Source organism: Streptomyces millisiae (genome assembly GCF_031845425.1).
GTDB lineage: Bacteria > Actinomycetota > Actinomycetes > Streptomycetales > Streptomycetaceae > Streptomyces > Streptomyces millisiae.
The window spans coordinates 1-16,559 of the sequence record NZ_JAVREM010000095.1 but is presented as its reverse complement, the minus strand read 5'-3'; the positions used below and the strand labels follow the sequence as shown (position 1 = coordinate 16,559).

The 16,559-nt window shown below is 73.6% G+C and carries 18 protein-coding genes; 4 read left to right on the top strand and 14 right to left on the bottom strand.

Going from position 1 to position 16,559, the window contains the following annotated elements:
• Positions 1 to 490: 490 nt before the first annotated feature.
• The 7 genes from kdpC to dut all read right to left on the bottom strand — a co-directional run bounded on the left by kdpC (position 491) and on the right by dut (position 6,867).
• On the bottom strand, positions 491 to 1,102 hold the full coding sequence (gene kdpC, locus RNC47_RS33665) for a potassium-transporting ATPase subunit KdpC (RefSeq protein ID WP_311604386.1): 612 nt from the start codon (positions 1,100 to 1,102) through the stop codon (positions 491 to 493).
• Between the two features lie 8 nt (positions 1,103 to 1,110).
• The gene (gene kdpB / locus RNC47_RS33660) at positions 1,111 to 3,204 is read right to left on the bottom strand and encodes a potassium-transporting ATPase subunit KdpB (protein WP_394814942.1); all 2,094 of its coding nucleotides are present in this window, start codon (positions 3,202 to 3,204) and stop codon (positions 1,111 to 1,113) included.
• Positions 3,201 to 4,865, bottom strand: coding sequence for a potassium-transporting ATPase subunit KdpA (gene kdpA, locus RNC47_RS33655; protein WP_311604385.1), 1,665 nt, complete (start codon positions 4,863 to 4,865; stop codon positions 3,201 to 3,203). Before kdpA ends, kdpB begins: the two co-directional genes overlap by 4 nt.
• Before the next feature lie 12 nt (positions 4,866 to 4,877).
• Positions 4,878 to 4,967, bottom strand: coding sequence for a K(+)-transporting ATPase subunit F (gene kdpF, locus RNC47_RS33650; protein ID WP_311604384.1), 90 nt, complete (start codon positions 4,965 to 4,967; stop codon positions 4,878 to 4,880).
• Between the two features lie 233 nt (positions 4,968 to 5,200).
• The gene (locus RNC47_RS33645) at positions 5,201 to 5,509 is read right to left on the bottom strand and encodes a DUF6343 family protein (protein ID WP_311604382.1); all 309 of its coding nucleotides are present in this window, start codon (positions 5,507 to 5,509) and stop codon (positions 5,201 to 5,203) included.
• Positions 5,510 to 5,579: 70 nt separating this feature from the next.
• The gene (locus RNC47_RS33640) at positions 5,580 to 6,350 is read right to left on the bottom strand and encodes a DUF3710 domain-containing protein (RefSeq protein WP_311604381.1); all 771 of its coding nucleotides are present in this window, start codon (positions 6,348 to 6,350) and stop codon (positions 5,580 to 5,582) included.
• 1 nt (position 6,351) lies between these two features.
• Positions 6,352 to 6,867, bottom strand: coding sequence for a dUTP diphosphatase (dut, locus tag RNC47_RS33635; protein WP_311604389.1), 516 nt, complete (start codon positions 6,865 to 6,867; stop codon positions 6,352 to 6,354).
• A 72-nt stretch (positions 6,868 to 6,939) separates the two neighbouring features.
• On the opposite strand from dut, the gene RNC47_RS33630 reads away from it, so the two are divergent.
• On the top strand, positions 6,940 to 7,392 hold the full coding sequence (locus RNC47_RS33630) for a DUF3093 domain-containing protein (RefSeq protein ID WP_311604379.1): 453 nt from the start codon (positions 6,940 to 6,942) through the stop codon (positions 7,390 to 7,392).
• 20 nt (positions 7,393 to 7,412) lie between these two features.
• Here RNC47_RS33630 and RNC47_RS33625 read toward each other — a convergent pair whose 3' ends face one another.
• From RNC47_RS33625 to RNC47_RS33615, 3 genes are all read right to left on the bottom strand, one after another.
• Entirely contained in the window at positions 7,413 to 7,712 is a 300-nt protein-coding gene (locus RNC47_RS33625; RefSeq protein WP_052851347.1) for a DUF4193 domain-containing protein, read from the bottom strand.
• 272 nt (positions 7,713 to 7,984) lie between these two features.
• Positions 7,985 to 9,211, bottom strand: a complete 1,227-nt coding sequence (locus tag RNC47_RS33620) for a sensor histidine kinase (RefSeq protein WP_311604377.1) — start codon at positions 9,209 to 9,211, stop codon at positions 7,985 to 7,987.
• A 93-nt stretch (positions 9,212 to 9,304) separates the two neighbouring features.
• A complete protein-coding gene (locus RNC47_RS33615; RefSeq protein WP_132930884.1) occupies positions 9,305 to 9,958 on the bottom strand; it encodes a response regulator transcription factor in 654 nt (217 codons plus the stop codon).
• Positions 9,959 to 10,277: 319 nt separating this feature from the next.
• Here RNC47_RS33615 and RNC47_RS33610 point away from each other — a divergent pair, with 319 nt between their 5' ends.
• Complete coding sequence (locus tag RNC47_RS33610) at positions 10,278 to 10,451, top strand: hypothetical protein (RefSeq protein ID WP_311604375.1); 174 nt, start codon at positions 10,278 to 10,280, stop codon at positions 10,449 to 10,451.
• 102 nt (positions 10,452 to 10,553) lie between these two features.
• Here the strand turns inward: RNC47_RS33610 and RNC47_RS33605 are convergent, their stop codons facing one another.
• Genes RNC47_RS33605 through RNC47_RS33595 form a run of 3 tightly spaced genes read right to left on the bottom strand, consistent with a single transcriptional unit; the run spans position 10,554 to position 13,351 of the window.
• Positions 10,554 to 11,390: an inositol monophosphatase family protein gene (locus RNC47_RS33605; protein ID WP_311604373.1), complete on the bottom strand. Its 837-nt coding sequence runs from the start codon at positions 11,388 to 11,390 to the stop codon at positions 10,554 to 10,556.
• Positions 11,391 to 11,439: 49 nt separating this feature from the next.
• The gene (locus RNC47_RS33600; RefSeq protein WP_311604371.1) at positions 11,440 to 12,567 is read right to left on the bottom strand and encodes a ferrochelatase; all 1,128 of its coding nucleotides are present in this window, start codon (positions 12,565 to 12,567) and stop codon (positions 11,440 to 11,442) included.
• 16 nt (positions 12,568 to 12,583) lie between these two features.
• A complete protein-coding gene (locus RNC47_RS33595; RefSeq protein ID WP_311604370.1) occupies positions 12,584 to 13,351 on the bottom strand; it encodes a hypothetical protein in 768 nt (255 codons plus the stop codon).
• 416 nt (positions 13,352 to 13,767) lie between these two features.
• Here RNC47_RS33595 and sepH point away from each other — a divergent pair, with 416 nt between their 5' ends.
• Complete coding sequence (gene sepH / locus RNC47_RS33590) at positions 13,768 to 14,775, top strand: septation protein SepH (RefSeq protein ID WP_311604369.1); 1,008 nt, start codon at positions 13,768 to 13,770, stop codon at positions 14,773 to 14,775.
• Positions 14,776 to 14,793: 18 nt separating this feature from the next.
• Here sepH and RNC47_RS33585 read toward each other — a convergent pair whose 3' ends face one another.
• Entirely contained in the window at positions 14,794 to 15,633 is an 840-nt protein-coding gene (locus RNC47_RS33585) for a sulfurtransferase (protein WP_311604367.1), read from the bottom strand.
• Positions 15,634 to 15,755: 122 nt separating this feature from the next.
• Between RNC47_RS33585 and RNC47_RS33580 the strand changes: the two genes are divergently transcribed.
• The gene (locus tag RNC47_RS33580; protein WP_311604388.1) at positions 15,756 to 16,484 is read left to right on the top strand and encodes a VOC family protein; all 729 of its coding nucleotides are present in this window, start codon (positions 15,756 to 15,758) and stop codon (positions 16,482 to 16,484) included.
• Positions 16,485 to 16,559: the final 75 nt, after the last annotated feature.

The window sequence follows — 16,559 nt, the reverse complement described above, 5'->3', positions numbered from 1 at the left end:
CACCCGCCCGCCGGGCGGGTGGGCGGGCACGGCACCGCACGGGCCGCCAGGCCACTCGCGCTGCGCGCTGCACACGGCCCGGAGGGCCGATGGGCCCACGGCGGCTTCGCCGCCCGCTCGGAGGGCCGTGGGTGTGCCCGGCCGCCAGGCCGGTCGCGCTGGGCGCCACGGCCGGGCGGGCCGGTGGCCCGCGGCGGCTGCGCCGCCGGGCCTCGCGGCCCCCGCCGCGCGAGGCCACCCGGCAAGGGCGGGTGGGTGGGCGCGGCACCGCACGGGCCCGTCGCGCTGCGCGCCGCACACGGCCCGGCGGGCCGATGGCCCGCGGCGGCTATGCCGCCCGGCCACGCGGCCCCCGCCGCGCGAGGCCACCCGCCAAGGGCGGGTGGGTGGGCGCGGCACCGCACGGCCGCAAGGCCCGACCTCGGCGGCTGCGCCGCCTGGTCGGGCCGGCGGGCCGGCGGCCAACGCCAAGCGCAGCGAAGAGGTGGGGTCAATCCCCGTCGGCCGTCACGACCGCTCGCAGGGCCACGTTCAGCTCCAGCACATTGACCCGCTCGTCGCCGAGGAAGCCCAGGTCGCGGCCTTCCGTGTGGTCGGCGACCAGCCGCTCGACGCGGTCCGGGGAGAGCCCGTTCGCCGAGGCCACCCGCGCGACCTGGAGCTCCGCGTAGGCCGGCGAGATGTGCGGGTCGATCGCCGAGGCCGAGCCCGTCACCGCGTCCGGCGGTACCGCCGACTCCGGCACGCCGTTGAAGGCGGCGACCGCCGCGCGCGTCTCCTCGACCGACGCCAGCAGCGTCGGATCGCTGGCGCCCAGCTGGCTGGAGCCGGTCGCCGTGGGGTCGTAGCCGCTGTGGGAAGGCCGTGGCTGGAACCAGCGCGGGTCGGGGTCGCCGTTGGCGTCGTTCCAGGTCTGGCCGATCAGCGACGAGCCGACGTCCCGCCCGTCGGCCTGGACCGGTGAGCCGTCGGCGCGGTCGCCGAACGCGGCCTGGGCCACGCCCGCGATAGCCAGCGGGTAGAGGACGCCGGTGACCACGGTCAGCACCAGCAGGGCACGGAGCGCGGCCCAGGCGGTCCGCAGGGGGGTTCTGATGTTCATGTCGAGTGTCACCCGATCCCGGGGAGCAGTGAGACGAGCAGGTCGATCGCCTTGATGCCGACGAACGGGGCGATCAGCCCGCCGACGCCGAAGACGCCGAGGTTGCGGCTGAGCAGCTGGTCGGCGCCCAGCGGCCGGTAGGCGACGCCGCGCAGCGCGAGCGGCACCAGGGCGACCACGATCAGCGCGTTGAAGACGACGGCCGACAGGATCGCCGACTCGGGCGAGGACAGCCGCATGATGTTGAGCGAGTCGAGGCCCGGGTAGGCGACGGCGAACATCGCCGGGATGATCGCGAAGTACTTGGCGATGTCGTTGGCGATCGAGAACGTCGTCAGCGCGCCGCGCGTGATCAGCAGCTGCTTGCCGATCTGCACGATGTCGATCAGTTTGGTGGGGTCGGAGTCCAGGTCCACCATGTTCCCGGCCTCCTTGGCGGCCGAGGTGCCGGTGTTCATGGCCACGCCGACGTCCGCCTGGGCCAGGGCCGGGGCGTCGTTGGTGCCGTCGCCGGTCATGGCGACCAGCCGGCCGCCGGCCTGTTCCCGCTTGATCAGGGCCATCTTGTCCTCCGGCGTGGCCTCGGCGAGGTAGTCGTCGACGCCGGCCTCCGCCGCGATGGCCTTGGCGGTGCGGGCGTTGTCGCCGGTGATCATCACCGTCCTGATGCCCATGGCCCGCAGCTGTTCGAAGCGCTCGCGCAGTCCCTCCTTGACGACGTCCTTGAGGTGGACGACGCCGAGCACCCGGGGTCCGTCCGCGACCAGCAGCGGCGTGCCGCCGCCGGCGCTGATGGACTCGACCGTGCCGAGCGTGGCGTCCGAGACCGTGCCGCCGAGTTCGACGACCCAGCCGGTGACGGCGCCGACCGCGCCCTTGCGGATGCGCCGGCTGTCGGCGTCGACGCCCGACATCCGGGTCTGCGCGGTGAACGGGATCCAGTCGGCGTCGGTCAGGTCGTCGCGGTCGCGGGCCGGCCGGCCGTACTCCGCCACCGCCAGGGCGACGATGGACCGGCCCTCGGGGGTCTCGTCGGCCAGCGAGGACAGCTGGGCGGCCTCGGCCAGCTCCTCCCGGGTGACGCCGGCGGCCGGCAGGAGTTCGGCGGCCCGCCGGTTGCCGTGCGTGATGGTGCCGGTCTTGTCGAGCAGCAGGGTGGACACGTCGCCGGCCGCCTCGACGGCCCGTCCCGAGGTGGCCAGCACGTTGCGCTGCACCAGCCGGTCCATGCCGGCGATGCCGATGGCGGAGAGCAGCGCGCCGATGGTGGTGGGGATGAGGCAGACCAGCAGCGCGGTGAGCACCACGAGCGACTGCTCGGCGCCGGCGTGGACGGCGAACGGCTGAAGGGTGACCACGGCCAGCAGGAAGACGATGGTCAGGCTGGCCAGCAGGATGTTGAGGGCGATCTCGTTGGGCGTCTTCTGCCGGGCCGCGCCCTCGACCAGGGAGATCATCCGGTCCAGGAAGGTATCGCCGGGCCTGGTGGTGATCCGGACGGTGATCCGGTCGGAGAGCACCCGGGTTCCGCCGGTGACGGCCGAGCGGTCGCCGCCGGACTCGCGGATGACGGGTGCCGACTCGCCGGTGATGGCGGACTCGTCGACCGAGGCCACGCCCTCGATCACGTCGCCGTCGCCGGGTATCACGTCGCCGGCCTCGCAGACCACGAGGTCGCCGACGCGCAGCGCGGTGCCCGGCACCCGTTCCTCGTCGGTGCCGGCGTCGACGAGCCGGCGGGCGACGGTGTCGGTGCGGGCGGCGCGCAGCGAGGCTGCCTGGGCGCGGCCCCGGCCCTCGGCGACGGCCTCGGCGAGGTTGGCGAAGAGGACGGTGAGCCAGAGCCAGCCGGCGATGGCCCAGCCGAACGCGTCACCGGGATCGGCGGCGGCCAGCACGGTGGTGAGCGCCGAGCCGATCAGCACGACGAACATCACCGGCGACCTGACCATGGCGCGCGGGTCCAGCTTGCGGAACGCGCTGGGCAGCGAGGACCACAGCAGTCTCGGGTCGAAGCCGCCGCGGGCCACGCGGGCCCCCGGCTGGGCCGGGTGCCGGTGCCGCGCACCGGCCTCGGGGCGGATGGGGGTGGTGGTGCTCACAGCGCGAGTCCTTCCGCGAGCGGGCCGAGGGAGAGCGCCGGGAAGAACGTCAGCCCCGCGACGACCACGGCGGTGGCCACCAGCAGGCCGCTGAAGAGCGGCCGGTGGGTGGAGAGGGTGCCGACGGTCACCGGGACGCGGCGCTGCCCGGCGAGCGAGCCCGCCAGCGCCAGGACGAACACGATGGGCAGGAATCGGCCCAGCAGCATGCAGATGCCGAGGGTGGTATTGAAGAAGTCGGTGTTGGCGGCCAGGCCGGCGAAGGCGCTGCCGTTGTTGTTGGAGGCCGAGGCGTAGGCGTAGAGGACCTCGGAGAAGCCGTGTGGCCCGATGTTGGTCATGGACTCCTCGCCGTCGCCGAGCCCCATGGCGAGGGCGGTGCCGATCAGCGTGAGGGCCGGGGAGACGAGGATCGCGCAGGCGGCGAGCTTGATCTCGCGGGTGCCGAGCTTCTTGCCCAGGTACTCGGGGGTCCTACCGACCATCAGGCCGGCGATGAAGACGGCGATCACAGCCATGATCAGCATGCCGTAGAGGCCGGAGCCGACGCCGCCCGGGGCGATCTCGCCGAGCACCATGCCGAAGATCAGCACGCCGCCGGAGAGTCCCTGGAAGGAGTCGTGGAAGGAGTTGACCGAGCCGGTCGAGGTCATGGTGGTGGAGACCGCGAACAGCGAGGAGCCGCCGATGCCGAAGCGCTGCTCCTTGCCCTCCATGCCACCGCCGGCGGCCTGGGAGGCGGTGCCGGGCGCCTGGTGCTCGACGATGGTGACGGCGACGACGCCGGCCAGCCAGATGACGCCCATCGCGGCGACGATGGCGTAGCCCTGCCGCACGTTGCCGACGATCCGGCCGAAGGTGCGGGGCAGCGAGAACGGGATGACCAGCAGCAGGAAGATCTCCAGGAGGTTGCTGACGCCGTCGGGGTTCTCGAAGGGGTGGGCGGAGTTGGCGTTGTAGAAGCCGCCGCCGTTGGTGCCCAGGTTCTTGATGGCCTCCTGGGAGGCGACGGGACCGCCGGTGATGTGCTGGGTGGCGCCGGTGAGGGTGGTCACGTCGTGGCCGCCGGAGAAGTTCTGGACGGCGCCGAGCGCCACCAGCACGATCGCGGCGAGCACGGAGACCGGCAGCAGGACGCGGACGGTGCCGCGCACCAGGTCGGTCCAGAAGTTGCCGAGCTCACCGGTGCGGAAGCGGGCGAAGCCACGGACCAGGGCGATGGCGACGGCCATGCCGACGGCGGCCGAGAGGAAGTTCTGCACGGCCAGGCCGCCGGCCTGGGCCAGGTGGCCCATGGCCGATTCGCCGGAGTACGACTGCCAGTTGGTGTTGGAGACGAAGGAGACGGCGGTGTTGAAGGCCTGGTCGGCGGGGATGCCGGCGAAGCCGAGCGAGAGCGGCAGCAGGTCCTGGACCCGGAGCAGCAGGTAGAGGAAGAGCACGCCGACGGCGGAGAAGGCGAGCACGGAGCGCAGGTAGGCGGTCCAGCTCATCTCGGCGTCGGGGTCGGCGCCGACGCAGCGGTAGATCAGCCGCTCGGCTCGCAGGTGCTTCCTGGAGGAGTAGACGGCGGCCATGTAGTCGCCGAAGGGGCGGTGCGCCAGGACGAGCGCCACGACGAGGGCGGAGGTCTGGAGCACATCGGCCAGGGGGGTGCTCATGGTCGGCGGCCCTCAGAATCTCTCGGGGAAGAGCAGGGCGAGGACCAGGTAGCCGAGGAGTCCCGCGGCCACGCAGAGACCGACGATGTTCTCGGCGCTCACAGCTTGGCCACCCCGCGGGCGGTGAGGGCCACCAGCGCGAACCCCGCGAGGATGACCAGGACGAAGACCAGGTCGGCCATCGGTTCTCCTGAACGAGTGGTCTGACACTTACTCGCCCAGGGAACCTCTGTTCGCGGCCGTCGCCGCGTTCGTTGACGACACCCTGATGACGGACCCGCCGTCGTTGACGGGGTCCGTACGCGATGCGTCCGCGGGGCCGCCTGAGGCGGCTTCTAGGGTGCTTCGTCCCGGTTCTGCTCGTCGTCGCGGGCCTCCCGGCGGCGCCGCAGCAGGATCGTCAGGTCGGTCGCGGCGGCCAGGGTGAGGACCGCGCAGCCCGCGGTCAGCGCGATCAGCGGGCCGCGTCCCGGCGAGGAGTGCGGGCCCGAGGCGCCCAGCCAGATGGCGAAGGCGACCGTGGCGGCGGCGAACAGCGGGGTGAAGATCGCGGACAGCAGGATGCGCAACCGGATGTCGCTGTACGCGGTGATCGGCTCGGTGCCGGTCCGCTCGAAGCGGTGGCGTCCTCTGCCTCTGCTCATGACGGGACCTTCCGTGACGGAGAGTCCCGAGTACCCGCGCGGGCGCCTGACACACCCGCGCGGGAGGCGCCTACCTGACCTCGGAGATCTCCGGGCCCCTGCGCAGCTTGTCGAGGCCGCCGGCGAAGCGGGAGACCTGGGCGCCGTCGGCGGCCGCCTGCTCCTGCTTCACGCCGTCCGGCACCATCTGCGCGTCCTGCGGCAGCTTGAGGACGATCGGGTCACGGGGGGCCATCGGGCCGTCGCCACGGACCACCACGGTGTCCCGGAAGATCTGCTCCAGGACCCCGGCCGCCTGCGGCTGGACCGCGCCCTGGCCGGAGATCACGCCGCGCAGGAACCAGCGCGGGCCGTCGACGCCGACGAACCGCACGACCTGCATGCCGCGCTTGCCGTCCGGCAGCTGCACCGGCACCCGGGCCCGCAGCTCCCAGCCGAGCGGCCCCTCGATCTCCTCGATCACGCCGCCCTGCTGGGTGATGCCGGCGGCGATCTCCTCGCGCACCTCAGCCCAGATGCCCTCGCGCTTGGGGGCCGCGAACGCCTGGAGCTGGACCGCGCTGTCCTTGAGGACCACGGTCGCGGCGACGATCGCGTCTCCCGCGACCTCCACGCGCAGCTCCATGCCCTGCACGCCGGGCACGAAGAGGCCGCCGAGGTCCACGCGGCCCTCGGAGGGGCTGCTGACCTCGCTCAGGTCCCAGGGACCGTCGGGGCGGGGCGCCGGCTCCAGCTTGACCCGGCGCACCTCCTCCTCGTCCGGAGCCTCATCGGTGGTGGCCTCGACCGCCTCCGCCGCCTCGGCCGGCTCCTCGTTCCGCTTGCGACGACGTCCGAACACGTCAGAGTCCTTTCCGGTCGGCGCGCCCGCCGGGGCCGACCGCAGCGTAGGGGTGGGTCACCAGGCCGGCATGGCCGCCCGTGGAGCCGAAACCCCCCGTGGCCCGCGCCGAATCCGGCAGCTCCGTGACCTCGTGGAAACGCACCGCCGCCACCTGCTGGACGACGAGCTGGGCGATCCGGTCGAACGGCTGGAACCGCACGGTCTCCCGCGGATCCAGATTGATCACGATGACCTTGATCTCTCCACGGTACCCGGCGTCGATGGTGCCTGGCGCGTTGACCATGGACACCCCGCAGCGGGCGGCGAGCCCGGAGCGCGGGTGCACGAACGCCGCGTAACCGTCGGGGAGGGCGATGGCCACCCCCGTGGGCAGCACCGCGCGCTCGCCCGGCGCCAGCTCGGCGGCCTGGGTGGTCACCAGGTCGACCCCCGCGTCTCCCGGATGCGCTCGGGAGGGGACGGGGACCGCCGGATCGATCCGCCGGAGCGGAACGTCCAGCGGACTGGGGCTCACAGAGTCGGCACTCACGATGCAGACCCTACCGCCGCCGACGGCCCCTGGGGACGAGCCTGCGATGCTGGGGCCATGAAGCCGTACGACGAGCGACTGACCGTGCCCGCGAGGTGGTGGCTGATGGCCCTGCTGGGCGTGCTGCTGCTGGGATTCGCCCTGGTGCCGCTGGGCCTGGTGCCCCTGCTGTGCGGCCTCGCCGCGGGCGGGGCCCTCTCCGGGGTGGCGCTGAGCGCCTACGGCTCGGCCCGGATCCGGGTGGTGGCCGGCTCGCTGGTCGCGGGCGACGCCAGGATCCCGCTCACGGCCCTGGGCGAGGCCCGGGCGCTCGACGCCGAGGAGGCGCGCGCCTGGCGCACCCACCGTGCGGATGCCCGGGCCCATATGTTGCTGCGCGCCTACATCCCGACGGCCGTCCGGGTCGAGGTGACGGATCCGGATGATCCCACTCCGTACCTGTATCTCTCCACCCGGCAGCCCGACCGCCTCACCGCGGCGCTCACCAAGGCCCGCCCGGACGCGGCCTGAGGGCACGCCCGGGCCGGCGCTCACGCCGCGCAGTCGCGGCAGATCGGCTGACCGTCCTTCTCCTTCGCCAGCTGCGACCGGTGGTGCACGAGGAAGCAGCTCATGCAGGTGAACTCGTCGGCCTGGCGAGGCAGGACCCGAACGGAAAGCTCCTCGTTCGAGAGGTCGGCGCCGGGCAGCTCCAGGCCCTCCGCCTGCTCGAACTCGTCGACGTCGACGGTGGACGCCGACTTGTCGTTCCGCCGGGCCTTCAGTTCCTCGATGCTGTCCTCGTTGACATCGTCATCGGTCTTGCGTGGAGTGTCGTAGTCGGTTGCCATTTCGTTCTCCCCCTCCGGGTGTCTGTGGTATCTCCAGCGCACGTAACGCGCGGGGGGTCGGACTTTGTGCCCGACCCGAGGCGGAGATTTTGCCTCACATCAAGTGCTGTTACTCAATCGACACCCAACCGAACGCCTGAAGAGGTGATCATCCCGGCTGCCGATCGGGCCGCTAACCGGTCAAAAGCCCGCCCACGACCGCGTGACGCCCGCCGTCCCGGGCGTCGCTATGCGATTGATCACATCTCCTTCTTTCCCGCTGTGGGGCCTGCTCAGACCGGGATGGCGACCTTCATCACCAGGCCGCCCTGCTCCCGCGGCTCCGCCCTGACATAGCCGCCGTGCGCCCGCGCCACGGAGCGGACGATCGACAGGCCGAGGCCGACGCCCTTGTCGCTGCCCGTGCGATCGGTACGCAGCCGACGGAAGGGCTCGAACATGTTATCGACCTCGTACGCCGGCACGACCGGACCCGTATTCTCCACCACCAGCAGCGCCTGCCCCGGCCTGGACTCCGTGTCCACCCGCACCCAGCCGCCCTCCGGCACGTTGTACCGGACCGCGTTCTGCACGAGGTTCAGGGCGATCCGCTCCAGCAGCACGCCGTTGCCCTGGACCTGGACCGGCCGCCGGACGCCGCGCAGCTCCACCCCGCGCTGCTGCGCCTCGCCCCGCACCTGCTCGACCGCCTGCCCGGCCACCTCGGCCAGGTCGACCGGCTTGCGGTCCACGATCTCGTTCTCGCTGCGGGCCAGCAGGAGCAGGCCCTCCACCAGCTGCTCGCTCCGCTCGTTGGTGGCCAGCAGCGTCTTGCCGAGCTGGACCAGCTCGGGTGAGGCCTCCGGGTCGGAGAGCTGCACCTCGAGCAGGGTGCGGTTGATCGCCAGCGGGGTGCGGAGCTCGTGCGAGGCGTTGGCCACGAAGCGCTGCTGGGCGGTGAACGCGCGGTCGAGGCGGTCCAGCATCTCGTCGAAGGTGTCGGCCAGCTCCTTGAACTCGTCGTCGGGCGCGTCGAGCTCGATCCTGCGGTGCAGGTCGGAGCCGGCCACCTGGCGGGCGGTGCGGGTGATCCGACCGAGCGGCGAGAGCACCCGGCCGGCCATCACGTAGCCGAAGGCGAACGCGGCCACCGCGAGGCCGAGGAGCGCGAGCAGCGAGTTGCGCAGCAGCCCGTCGAGCGCGATGGCGCGCTGCCGGTCGTAGCAGTCGGCCGCCCAGGCCTCGAACTGGTCCGTGGTGACCTGGGCCGGGGGCGCGTCGCACACCGGCGACGTGATCTCCACGTTCGCCGCGTCGCGGAACTCGAAGGGCAGCGCGTTGCCCTTGTGCAGCGCCTGGGCCGCCAGCAGGTAGATGATCGTGAGCAGCACCACGCCGGCGATCAGGAACATCCCGCCGTAGAGCAGGGTGAGCCGGATCCGGATGGTGGGCCGCAGCCAGCCGTGCGACCGGTCGGCCTCCCTGGGGTCCCACGGGGGCCTGGGTGGGGCGCTGGGCATCCGGGGCGGGGGTCGGTGGCCGGGAGGCGGCGGGAGCGGCGGTTTGGGCGGCCTGGGGGGCCCTGGGGGCGGAGACGCTGACGATGCCATGGCTCAGATCCGGTATCCCGCCCCCGGCACGGTGGTGATCACCGGCGGGTCGCCCAGCTTGCGACGGAGCGTCATCACCGTGACGCGGACCACGTTGGTGAACGGGTCGGTGTTCTCGTCCCAGGCCTTCTCCAGCAGCTGCTCGGCCGAGACCACCGCCCCGTCGCCGCGCAGCAGCACTTCGAGGACGGCGAACTCCTTGGGCGCCAGGTGGATCTGCCGGTCGTCCCTGAAGACCTCGCGGCGGTTGGGGTCGAGCCGGATGCCGGACCGCTCCAGCACCGGCGGCAGGGGCGGCGTGGCCCGCCGGCCGAGCGCCCGCACGCGGGCGATCAGCTCGCTGAAGGCGAAGGGCTTGGGCAGGTAGTCGTCGGCGCCGATCTCCAGGCCCTCCACGCGGTCGCTGACGTCCCCCGAGGCCGTCAGCATCAGCACCCTGGTGGCCTTGCCGAGCCGGACGATGTGCCGGCACACGTCGTCGCCGTGGACCAGCGGCAGGTCGCGGTCGAGCACGACGACGTCGTAGTCGTTGAGGTCGACGCGCTCCGTGGCCGCGGCGCCGTCGTAGACGACGTCCACCGCCATGGCCTGGCGGCGCAGCCCGACGGCCACCGTATCCGCGAGCAACTGCTCGTCCTCCACGACGAGTACGCGCACGTCCCGATCCTCTTCTCGTGAGATCCCCTGGGCGGTGGGAGGCCCTGGCCTGGGCACATCGGTCCCCGCCCCACCCTCCATCCTGCACCGGGACCCCATAAACCACTGGTAAACGACCGGTGCCGGGGATCCGCTCGGATTTTCACTTCCGGCGAGGTTTCCGGCCCTGGCGGGCCGGGGAGGACAAGCGACACACCCCGCGACCACCACTTGCCGGCGGCAAGCCGCTCCGTGCTGCCGACCTGTCGGGACCCTCCGTGGCCGCACCCACCCACTGGCACTCCCCCAGTGCCACCGATCGAAGACGAGGGGGCGCACCTTGGACGCGTTCACCGCTGGAATCCTGCAGCGTATCGAGAACACCCAGTCCGATCTGCACCGCGCTCGTGAAGCCGGAGATCTGTTCACGATGGACGTGGAGCAGGCCGAGCTGGACGACCTGCACCGGTTGGCCGCCGAGTACGGCGTGGAGGTCGGGGCCAGGAGCGCCTGAGTTCCGCCACGCGCCCCACCCGGGCGCCGTTGACCGCTGCCAGCACTGAGCGCCCCCGGGGAACCCCGGGGGCGCTCAGGCATGCGTGGGCCGGTGCCGGGCTCAGTCGTGCCAGGCGCCGAGCTCGTCGAGGAGCGGCTGGAGCGCGTCGAAGACGCCGGGGCTGGCGGCGACGGTGAGGTCGCCGCCCGGCGGCAGTCCTGGACGGCCGCCGGTGCGGGCGCCGGCCTCCCTGGCGATCAGGTCGCCGGCGGCCAGGTCCCAGGGCGCGAGGCCGCGCTCGTAGAAGCCGTCGAGCCGGCCGCCGGCCACGTCGCACAGGTCGATGGCGGCCGAGCCCGAGCGGCGGATGTCCCGCACCCGCGGGATCAGCCGCCGCGCCACGGCGGCCTGGGCGGTGCGCACGGTGGCCACGTAGTTGAAGCCGGTGCCGATCAGCGCCTGGTCCAGGGGCGGCGCGGGGCGGGTGCGCAGCGGCTCGGGCGGCCGGCCGGCGGTCAGCCGCTCCGCCCCGCCGCCGAGCACGGCCCGGTAGGTCTCGCCGCGCATCGGCGCGGCCACCACGGCGGCCAGCGTCTCGCCGTCGGCCTCGGCGGCGATGGAGACGGCCCACTGGGGGAGCCCGTAGAGGTAGTTGACGGTGCCGTCGAGCGGGTCGATGACCCACCGCACCCCGCTGTCGCCGCCGGTGACGCCGCCCTCCTCGCCGAGGAAGCCGTCGCCGGGGCGCCGCTCGGCGAGGAAGCCGGTGATCAGCTTCTCGGCGGCGATGTCCATCTCGGTGACGACGTCGATCGGGCTCGACTTGGTCGCGGCGACCCCGAGATCCGCGGGACGCCCCTCCCGCAGCAGCCGGCCGGCCCGGTCGGCCGCCTCCTCGGCGAGCGCGAGCAGCGTGGCGGCCAGCTCGCCACGGGCGGCCTGCGGTCCTTCGGACACGTGAATGCTCCTTGTCAGGCTGAGGTCCAGCAGAGGTGGGGGCGGGGGGTCAGGCGTAGGGGCTGTCGGCGCCGGCGGCGGCCGGGCGGGCGACGCGGGCCGCGCAGCAGCCCACCGGGCAGACGTCGTGGCTCGGGCCGAGCGTGCCGAGCGCACAGCGGGTCGGTGCCTCCCCGCGCTCGCTGGCGGCCCGCTCCAGCACCAGGTCGCGGATGGCGGCGACGAAGCGCGGGTGGGCGCCGACGGTGGCGGAGCGGACGGCCGGCAGGCCGAGCTCCCTGGCGGCGGCCAGGGCCTCGGTGTCGAGGTCGTAGAGCACTTCCATGTGGTCGGAGACGAAGCCGATGGGGACCATGACGACGGCCGGCACGCTCCGCTCGTGCAGGGCGGTCAGGTGGTCGACGATGTCGGGCTCGAGCCAGGGGATGTGCGGGGCGCCGCTGCGGGACTGGTAGACGAGCTCCCAGGGGCGCTCCACGCCGGTCTCCTCGCGCACCGCCTCGGCGATGACGCGGGCCGCGTCCAGGTGCTGGGCGACGTAGGCGCCGCCGTCCCCGTGGCCGGCCGGCGGCCCCGAGACGTCGGCCGCGGCGTCCGGGATGGAGTGGGTGGTGAAGGCGAGGTGGGCGCCCGCCCTGACGCCCTCGGGCAGCTCGTCGAGCGCGGCGAGCACGCCGTCCGTCATGGTGCGCAGGAAGCCCGGGTGGTTGTAGTAGAGCCGCAGCTTGTCCACCCGGGGCAGCGGCAGGCCCTCGTCGGCGAGGGTGGCCAGCGCGCCGGCCAGGTCCTCGCGGTACTGGCGGCAGCCCGAGTAGGAGGCGTAGGCGCTGGTGGCCAGCGTCAGCACCCGGCGACGGCCGTCGCGGACCATGTCGCGCAGGGTGTCGGTCACGTAGGGCGCCCAGTTCCGGTTGCCCCAGTAGACCGGGAGGTCGACGCCGTGTTCCGCGAAGTCGGCGCGGAGCGCGGCCAGCAGGGCGCGGTTCTGCGCGTTGATGGGGCTGACGCCGCCGAACAGCCGGTAGTGGGCGCCGACCTCCTCCAGCCGCTCGCGCGGGATACCACGCCCCGCGGTCACGTTCTCCAGGAAGGGGATGACGTCGTCCGGGCCCTCCGGGCCGCCGAAGGAGAGCAGCAGGAGTGCGTCGTAGGGCTGAGGGCTGGTCACGCGGTCCATGCCTGTGATCCTGCCACTAGGGTCCGGTCGTTCCGGTGGCGCCGTCCTGGTCCGGGTCCTGGCTCTCCGAGGGGGTGGGCTCGGGGCTCGGGGTGGCATCCTGGCCGGGCGCCTCGTCGTCCTCGGGAGCGTCGGTCTCGGGGGTGGTCTGCTCGGTCGGGGTGTCGGTCTCCGGGGTGGTCTCGCCGGTCGGCTCGTCGGAGGGGGTGGGCGGCGCGGGCTGGTCGGTCGTGCCGCCGGTCGGCTCCTCCGAGGGCTCGGGCGGCGTGACGCCCTCCTCGTCCCCCTCCTCCTGGCCGGAGCCGTCCCGCTCGGTGCCACCCGCCGGCTCCTGCCCGCCGCCGGCCCCGCCGTCCAGGAGCCGGCCGACGGAGGTGCTGGCCCGGTCGTCGCCGTGCCACCAGCCGGAGAGGGCGGAGCCACTGGCCAGTTCGAGCCCGGTGACGGCGGCCATCGCCAGCAGGAAGACGCCGGCGGCCGCCGCCACCCGGCGGCGGACGGCCCGCCGCGGCCGGGGCGCACGGGACGGTGACGCCTCGCGCGCGGCGGGGCGCACACGCAACCTGTCGAACAGGTGCTGGAATACGGCGCCGCCGGCGGTCGCGACCACACTCATCACACCGGCGCCGATCACCGTGCCGAACACCCCGAGCCCCGAGGCGAGCACCGCGCCCGCCACCGCCGCCGCCGCGCTCGCCGCGACCTGGGGGACCGTCAGCTCGACCCCTCCGCGCCGCCGTTCCGCTCCCTCGCCGCCTGGATTCTTTACCCGAGGTTCCACCATTCGCCTCAATCCACACACTCTTCGCATCGTGCCCACGTAGAAGACATGCGAGGCGCGGGGATAGTTCCGATTTCAGCGGTTCTGTGAGCCTTGCCACCCAAAGGAGCGGGAGTTCCGCGCGTCAACTCCCTTGACCCGGGACAACTTCCGAAGCGCCGAACCCCACCCGGCTGGCCCTAATGGAGTAGTGTGACCACACCTGGCCTTGGCCGCCTCATGGCCTGTGCGGACACGGCGCCCGCGCCGGTCACCGCACGTGGCAAAGTGGTGACTGTGCCATAACGGCGGCTCAAGTCCATGGCCCGACACGCCGGGCAAGTCGGCAAGGTTGTGGCAGGCTGCACCCGGGCAGGTCACACTCGTCCAGCGGGAGCAGCGACGTACGTGACGTCGGCAGGCACCACCGGGAGGTCCTCGTGCCCGAACTGCGTGTCGTGGCCGTGAGCAATGACGGCACACGTCTGGTGCTCAAGGCTGCCGACAACACGGAATACACCCTTCCGATCGACGAGCGGCTGCGCGCCGCCGTGCGCAACGACCGGGCCAGGCTCGGCCAGATCGAGATCGAGGTCGAGAACCACCTCAGGCCGCGCGACATCCAGGCCCGGATACGAGCCGGCGCCACCGCCGAGGAGGTGGCGCAGTTCGCCGGCATCCCCGTCGACCGGGTGCGTCGGTTCGAGGGCCCGGTGCTCGCCGAGCGCGCGTTCATGGCGGAGCGGGCGCGGAAGACCCCGGTGCGGCGCCCCGGCGAGACCGCGGGTCCGCAGCTGGGCGAGGCGGTCGCCGACCGGCTGCTGCTGCGCGGCGCCGACAAGGACGCGGTCAGGTGGGACTCGTGGCGCCGCGACGACGGCACCTGGGAGGTGCTGCTCGTCTACCGGGTCGCCGGCGAGACGCACTCGGCCAGCTGGATGTTCGACCCGCCGCGCCGCCTAGTGCAGGCCGTGGACGACGAGGCGCGGGCGCTGCTCGGCGAGACCGACGACACGCCCGAGCCGAGCACGCCGTTCGTGCCGCGCATCGCCCGGCTGCCCCGCGAGGGCGACCGGCCGGCGGGCCGGCTGGCGCCCGCCGAGGAGCCGGACTCGCTCACCAGCCTGCTGGAGGCCGTGCCGAGCTTCAGGGGCGACCTGGTGGTGCCCGAGCCCGCCGCCGCGTCGGCGGACCCCGAGGACGACCTGGCGGACGAGGACGTGCCGGCCGAGGCCCAGCCGGGCCGCGGTCCAGCCGCCCCGGCCGCCAGCGCCGGCTCGACCTACGCGGACGTGCTGATGCCGCGCTCGGTCGGCGGCCACCGCGAGCGGCTCACCGGCAACACGGACCGGCAGGCCGAGGCGGACGGTGTCCGGCCCGGCCGCCGCGCCGCCGTCCCCAGCTGGGACGAGATCGTCTTCGGCACCCGCCGCAAGAAGAAGGAGTAGCCGCCGGTCCGCCGGCCCTCAGCCCGGCTGGGGGCCGGTGGCCACCGGGCGGCTCCGGTCGGCCGTCCAGCCGCTCCAGGAGCCGGGGTAGAGCGCGGCCGCCACGCCGATCTCCGACAGCGCCAGGACCTCCTGGGCCGCCGAGACGCCCGAGCCGCAGTAGACGCCCACCTCGGCACCGGGGACCACGCCCAGCTCCGCGTAGCGCGCGGCCAGCTCGTCCGCCGGCCTGAGCCGGCCGTCCTCCCGCAGGTTCTCGGCGGTCGGTGCCGACACCGCGCCCGGGATGTGGCCGCCCACCGGGTCGATCGGTTCCACCTCGCCCCGGTACCGCTCCCCCGCCCGCGCGTCGAGCAGCACGCCCCGCCTGGCGAGCTCGGCCGCGCCGTCCGCGTCCAGCGTGGGCAGTTGGCCGGGGCGCGGCACGAAGTCGCTCTCGGCCGGGTCGGGCACCTCCTCGGTCAGCTCGCCGGCCCAGGCGGCCAGCCCCCCGTCGAGCACCCGGGTCCGCTCGTGGCCGGCCCAGCGCAGCAGCCACCAGGCGCGGGCCGCGGCCCAGCCCTGCCCCGCGTCGTAGACCACCACGTCCCGGTCGTGGCCGACGCCGGCGCGCCGCATCGCCATGCCGAACACGTCGGCGTCGGGCAGCGGATGCCGGCCGTCGGATCCCGGCGGCCCGGCGAGCTCGGAGTCCAGGTCCACGTAGACGGCGCCCGGCAGGTGCCCGGCCGCGTACTCCGGCAGCCCGGGCGGGCCACCGAGCCGCCAGCGCACGTCGAGCAGCACGGGACGCTCCTTTGGCGGTACCCCGGGCCCGAGGGCGATCGCGAGTTCGGAGGCGGAGATCATTGCAGTCATGGCCCCATTCTCCTCGCGCGCGGTGGAGACTTGGGGCGAGCAAGGGAGCCCCGAGGAGATGGAGAAGGATGACCAACACAGCGAGTCCACCCGTTCCCGGTACGCACCGCTGGGTGAGCCTGATGGTTCACGACCTGGCCGCGAGCCGACGGTTCTACGGTGGGCTCTTCGGCTGGGAGTTCGACGAGGGACCCACGCAACTCGGCGCGTACGTCCGAGCACTGCGCGACGGGCACCCGGTCGCCGGCCTCGGTGAGATCGCGACGGGCGTGCGGCGGGTCACGGCCTGGCTGCCGTACATCGCCACCAACGACGCGGACGCGACGGCCGCGTTGATCCGTGAGTGCGGGGGCACGGTGGCCGTGGGGCCGCTGGACGTGGACCAGGTGGGCCGCCTCGGCATCGCGGCCGACGTGGGCGGCGCGGCGTTCGGCATCTGGGAGGGCGGCCCCCGGCGCAGCGCCCGCTACCAGGGGACGGAGGGCGCCGTCTCGTGGAACGAGCTGTTCGCGCTCGACACGTCGGGCGTGGGCAAGTTCTACGAGCGGGTCTTCGGCTACGACGTGGGCCCCGAGCCGGCGCGGCCGGCGGGAAGCGACTTCCTGACGCTCCGCATCGGCTCCCGCCCGGTGGCGGGAATCCGCGGTGCGGCCGGGCAGCTCCCGCACGACCGGGGGCCGCACTGGCTGACGTACTTCTCGGTGCTGGACGTGGACGAGACGCTGGACAAGGTGGTCGCGCTCGGCGGCCGCAGGCTGAGTGACCCGGAGACCTCGCCCTTCGGTCGCTGGGCCCGCGTCGCCGACCCGGAAGGAGCGCCGTTCGCGGTCATCGTCCCCACCAGACCGTGACCCTGCGGGGCTGAGCCGTTTCGCGCTCCGCGCGGGGGTGGCCGGCACCGCGCCGCACGCCGGGGTGGGTGGGTG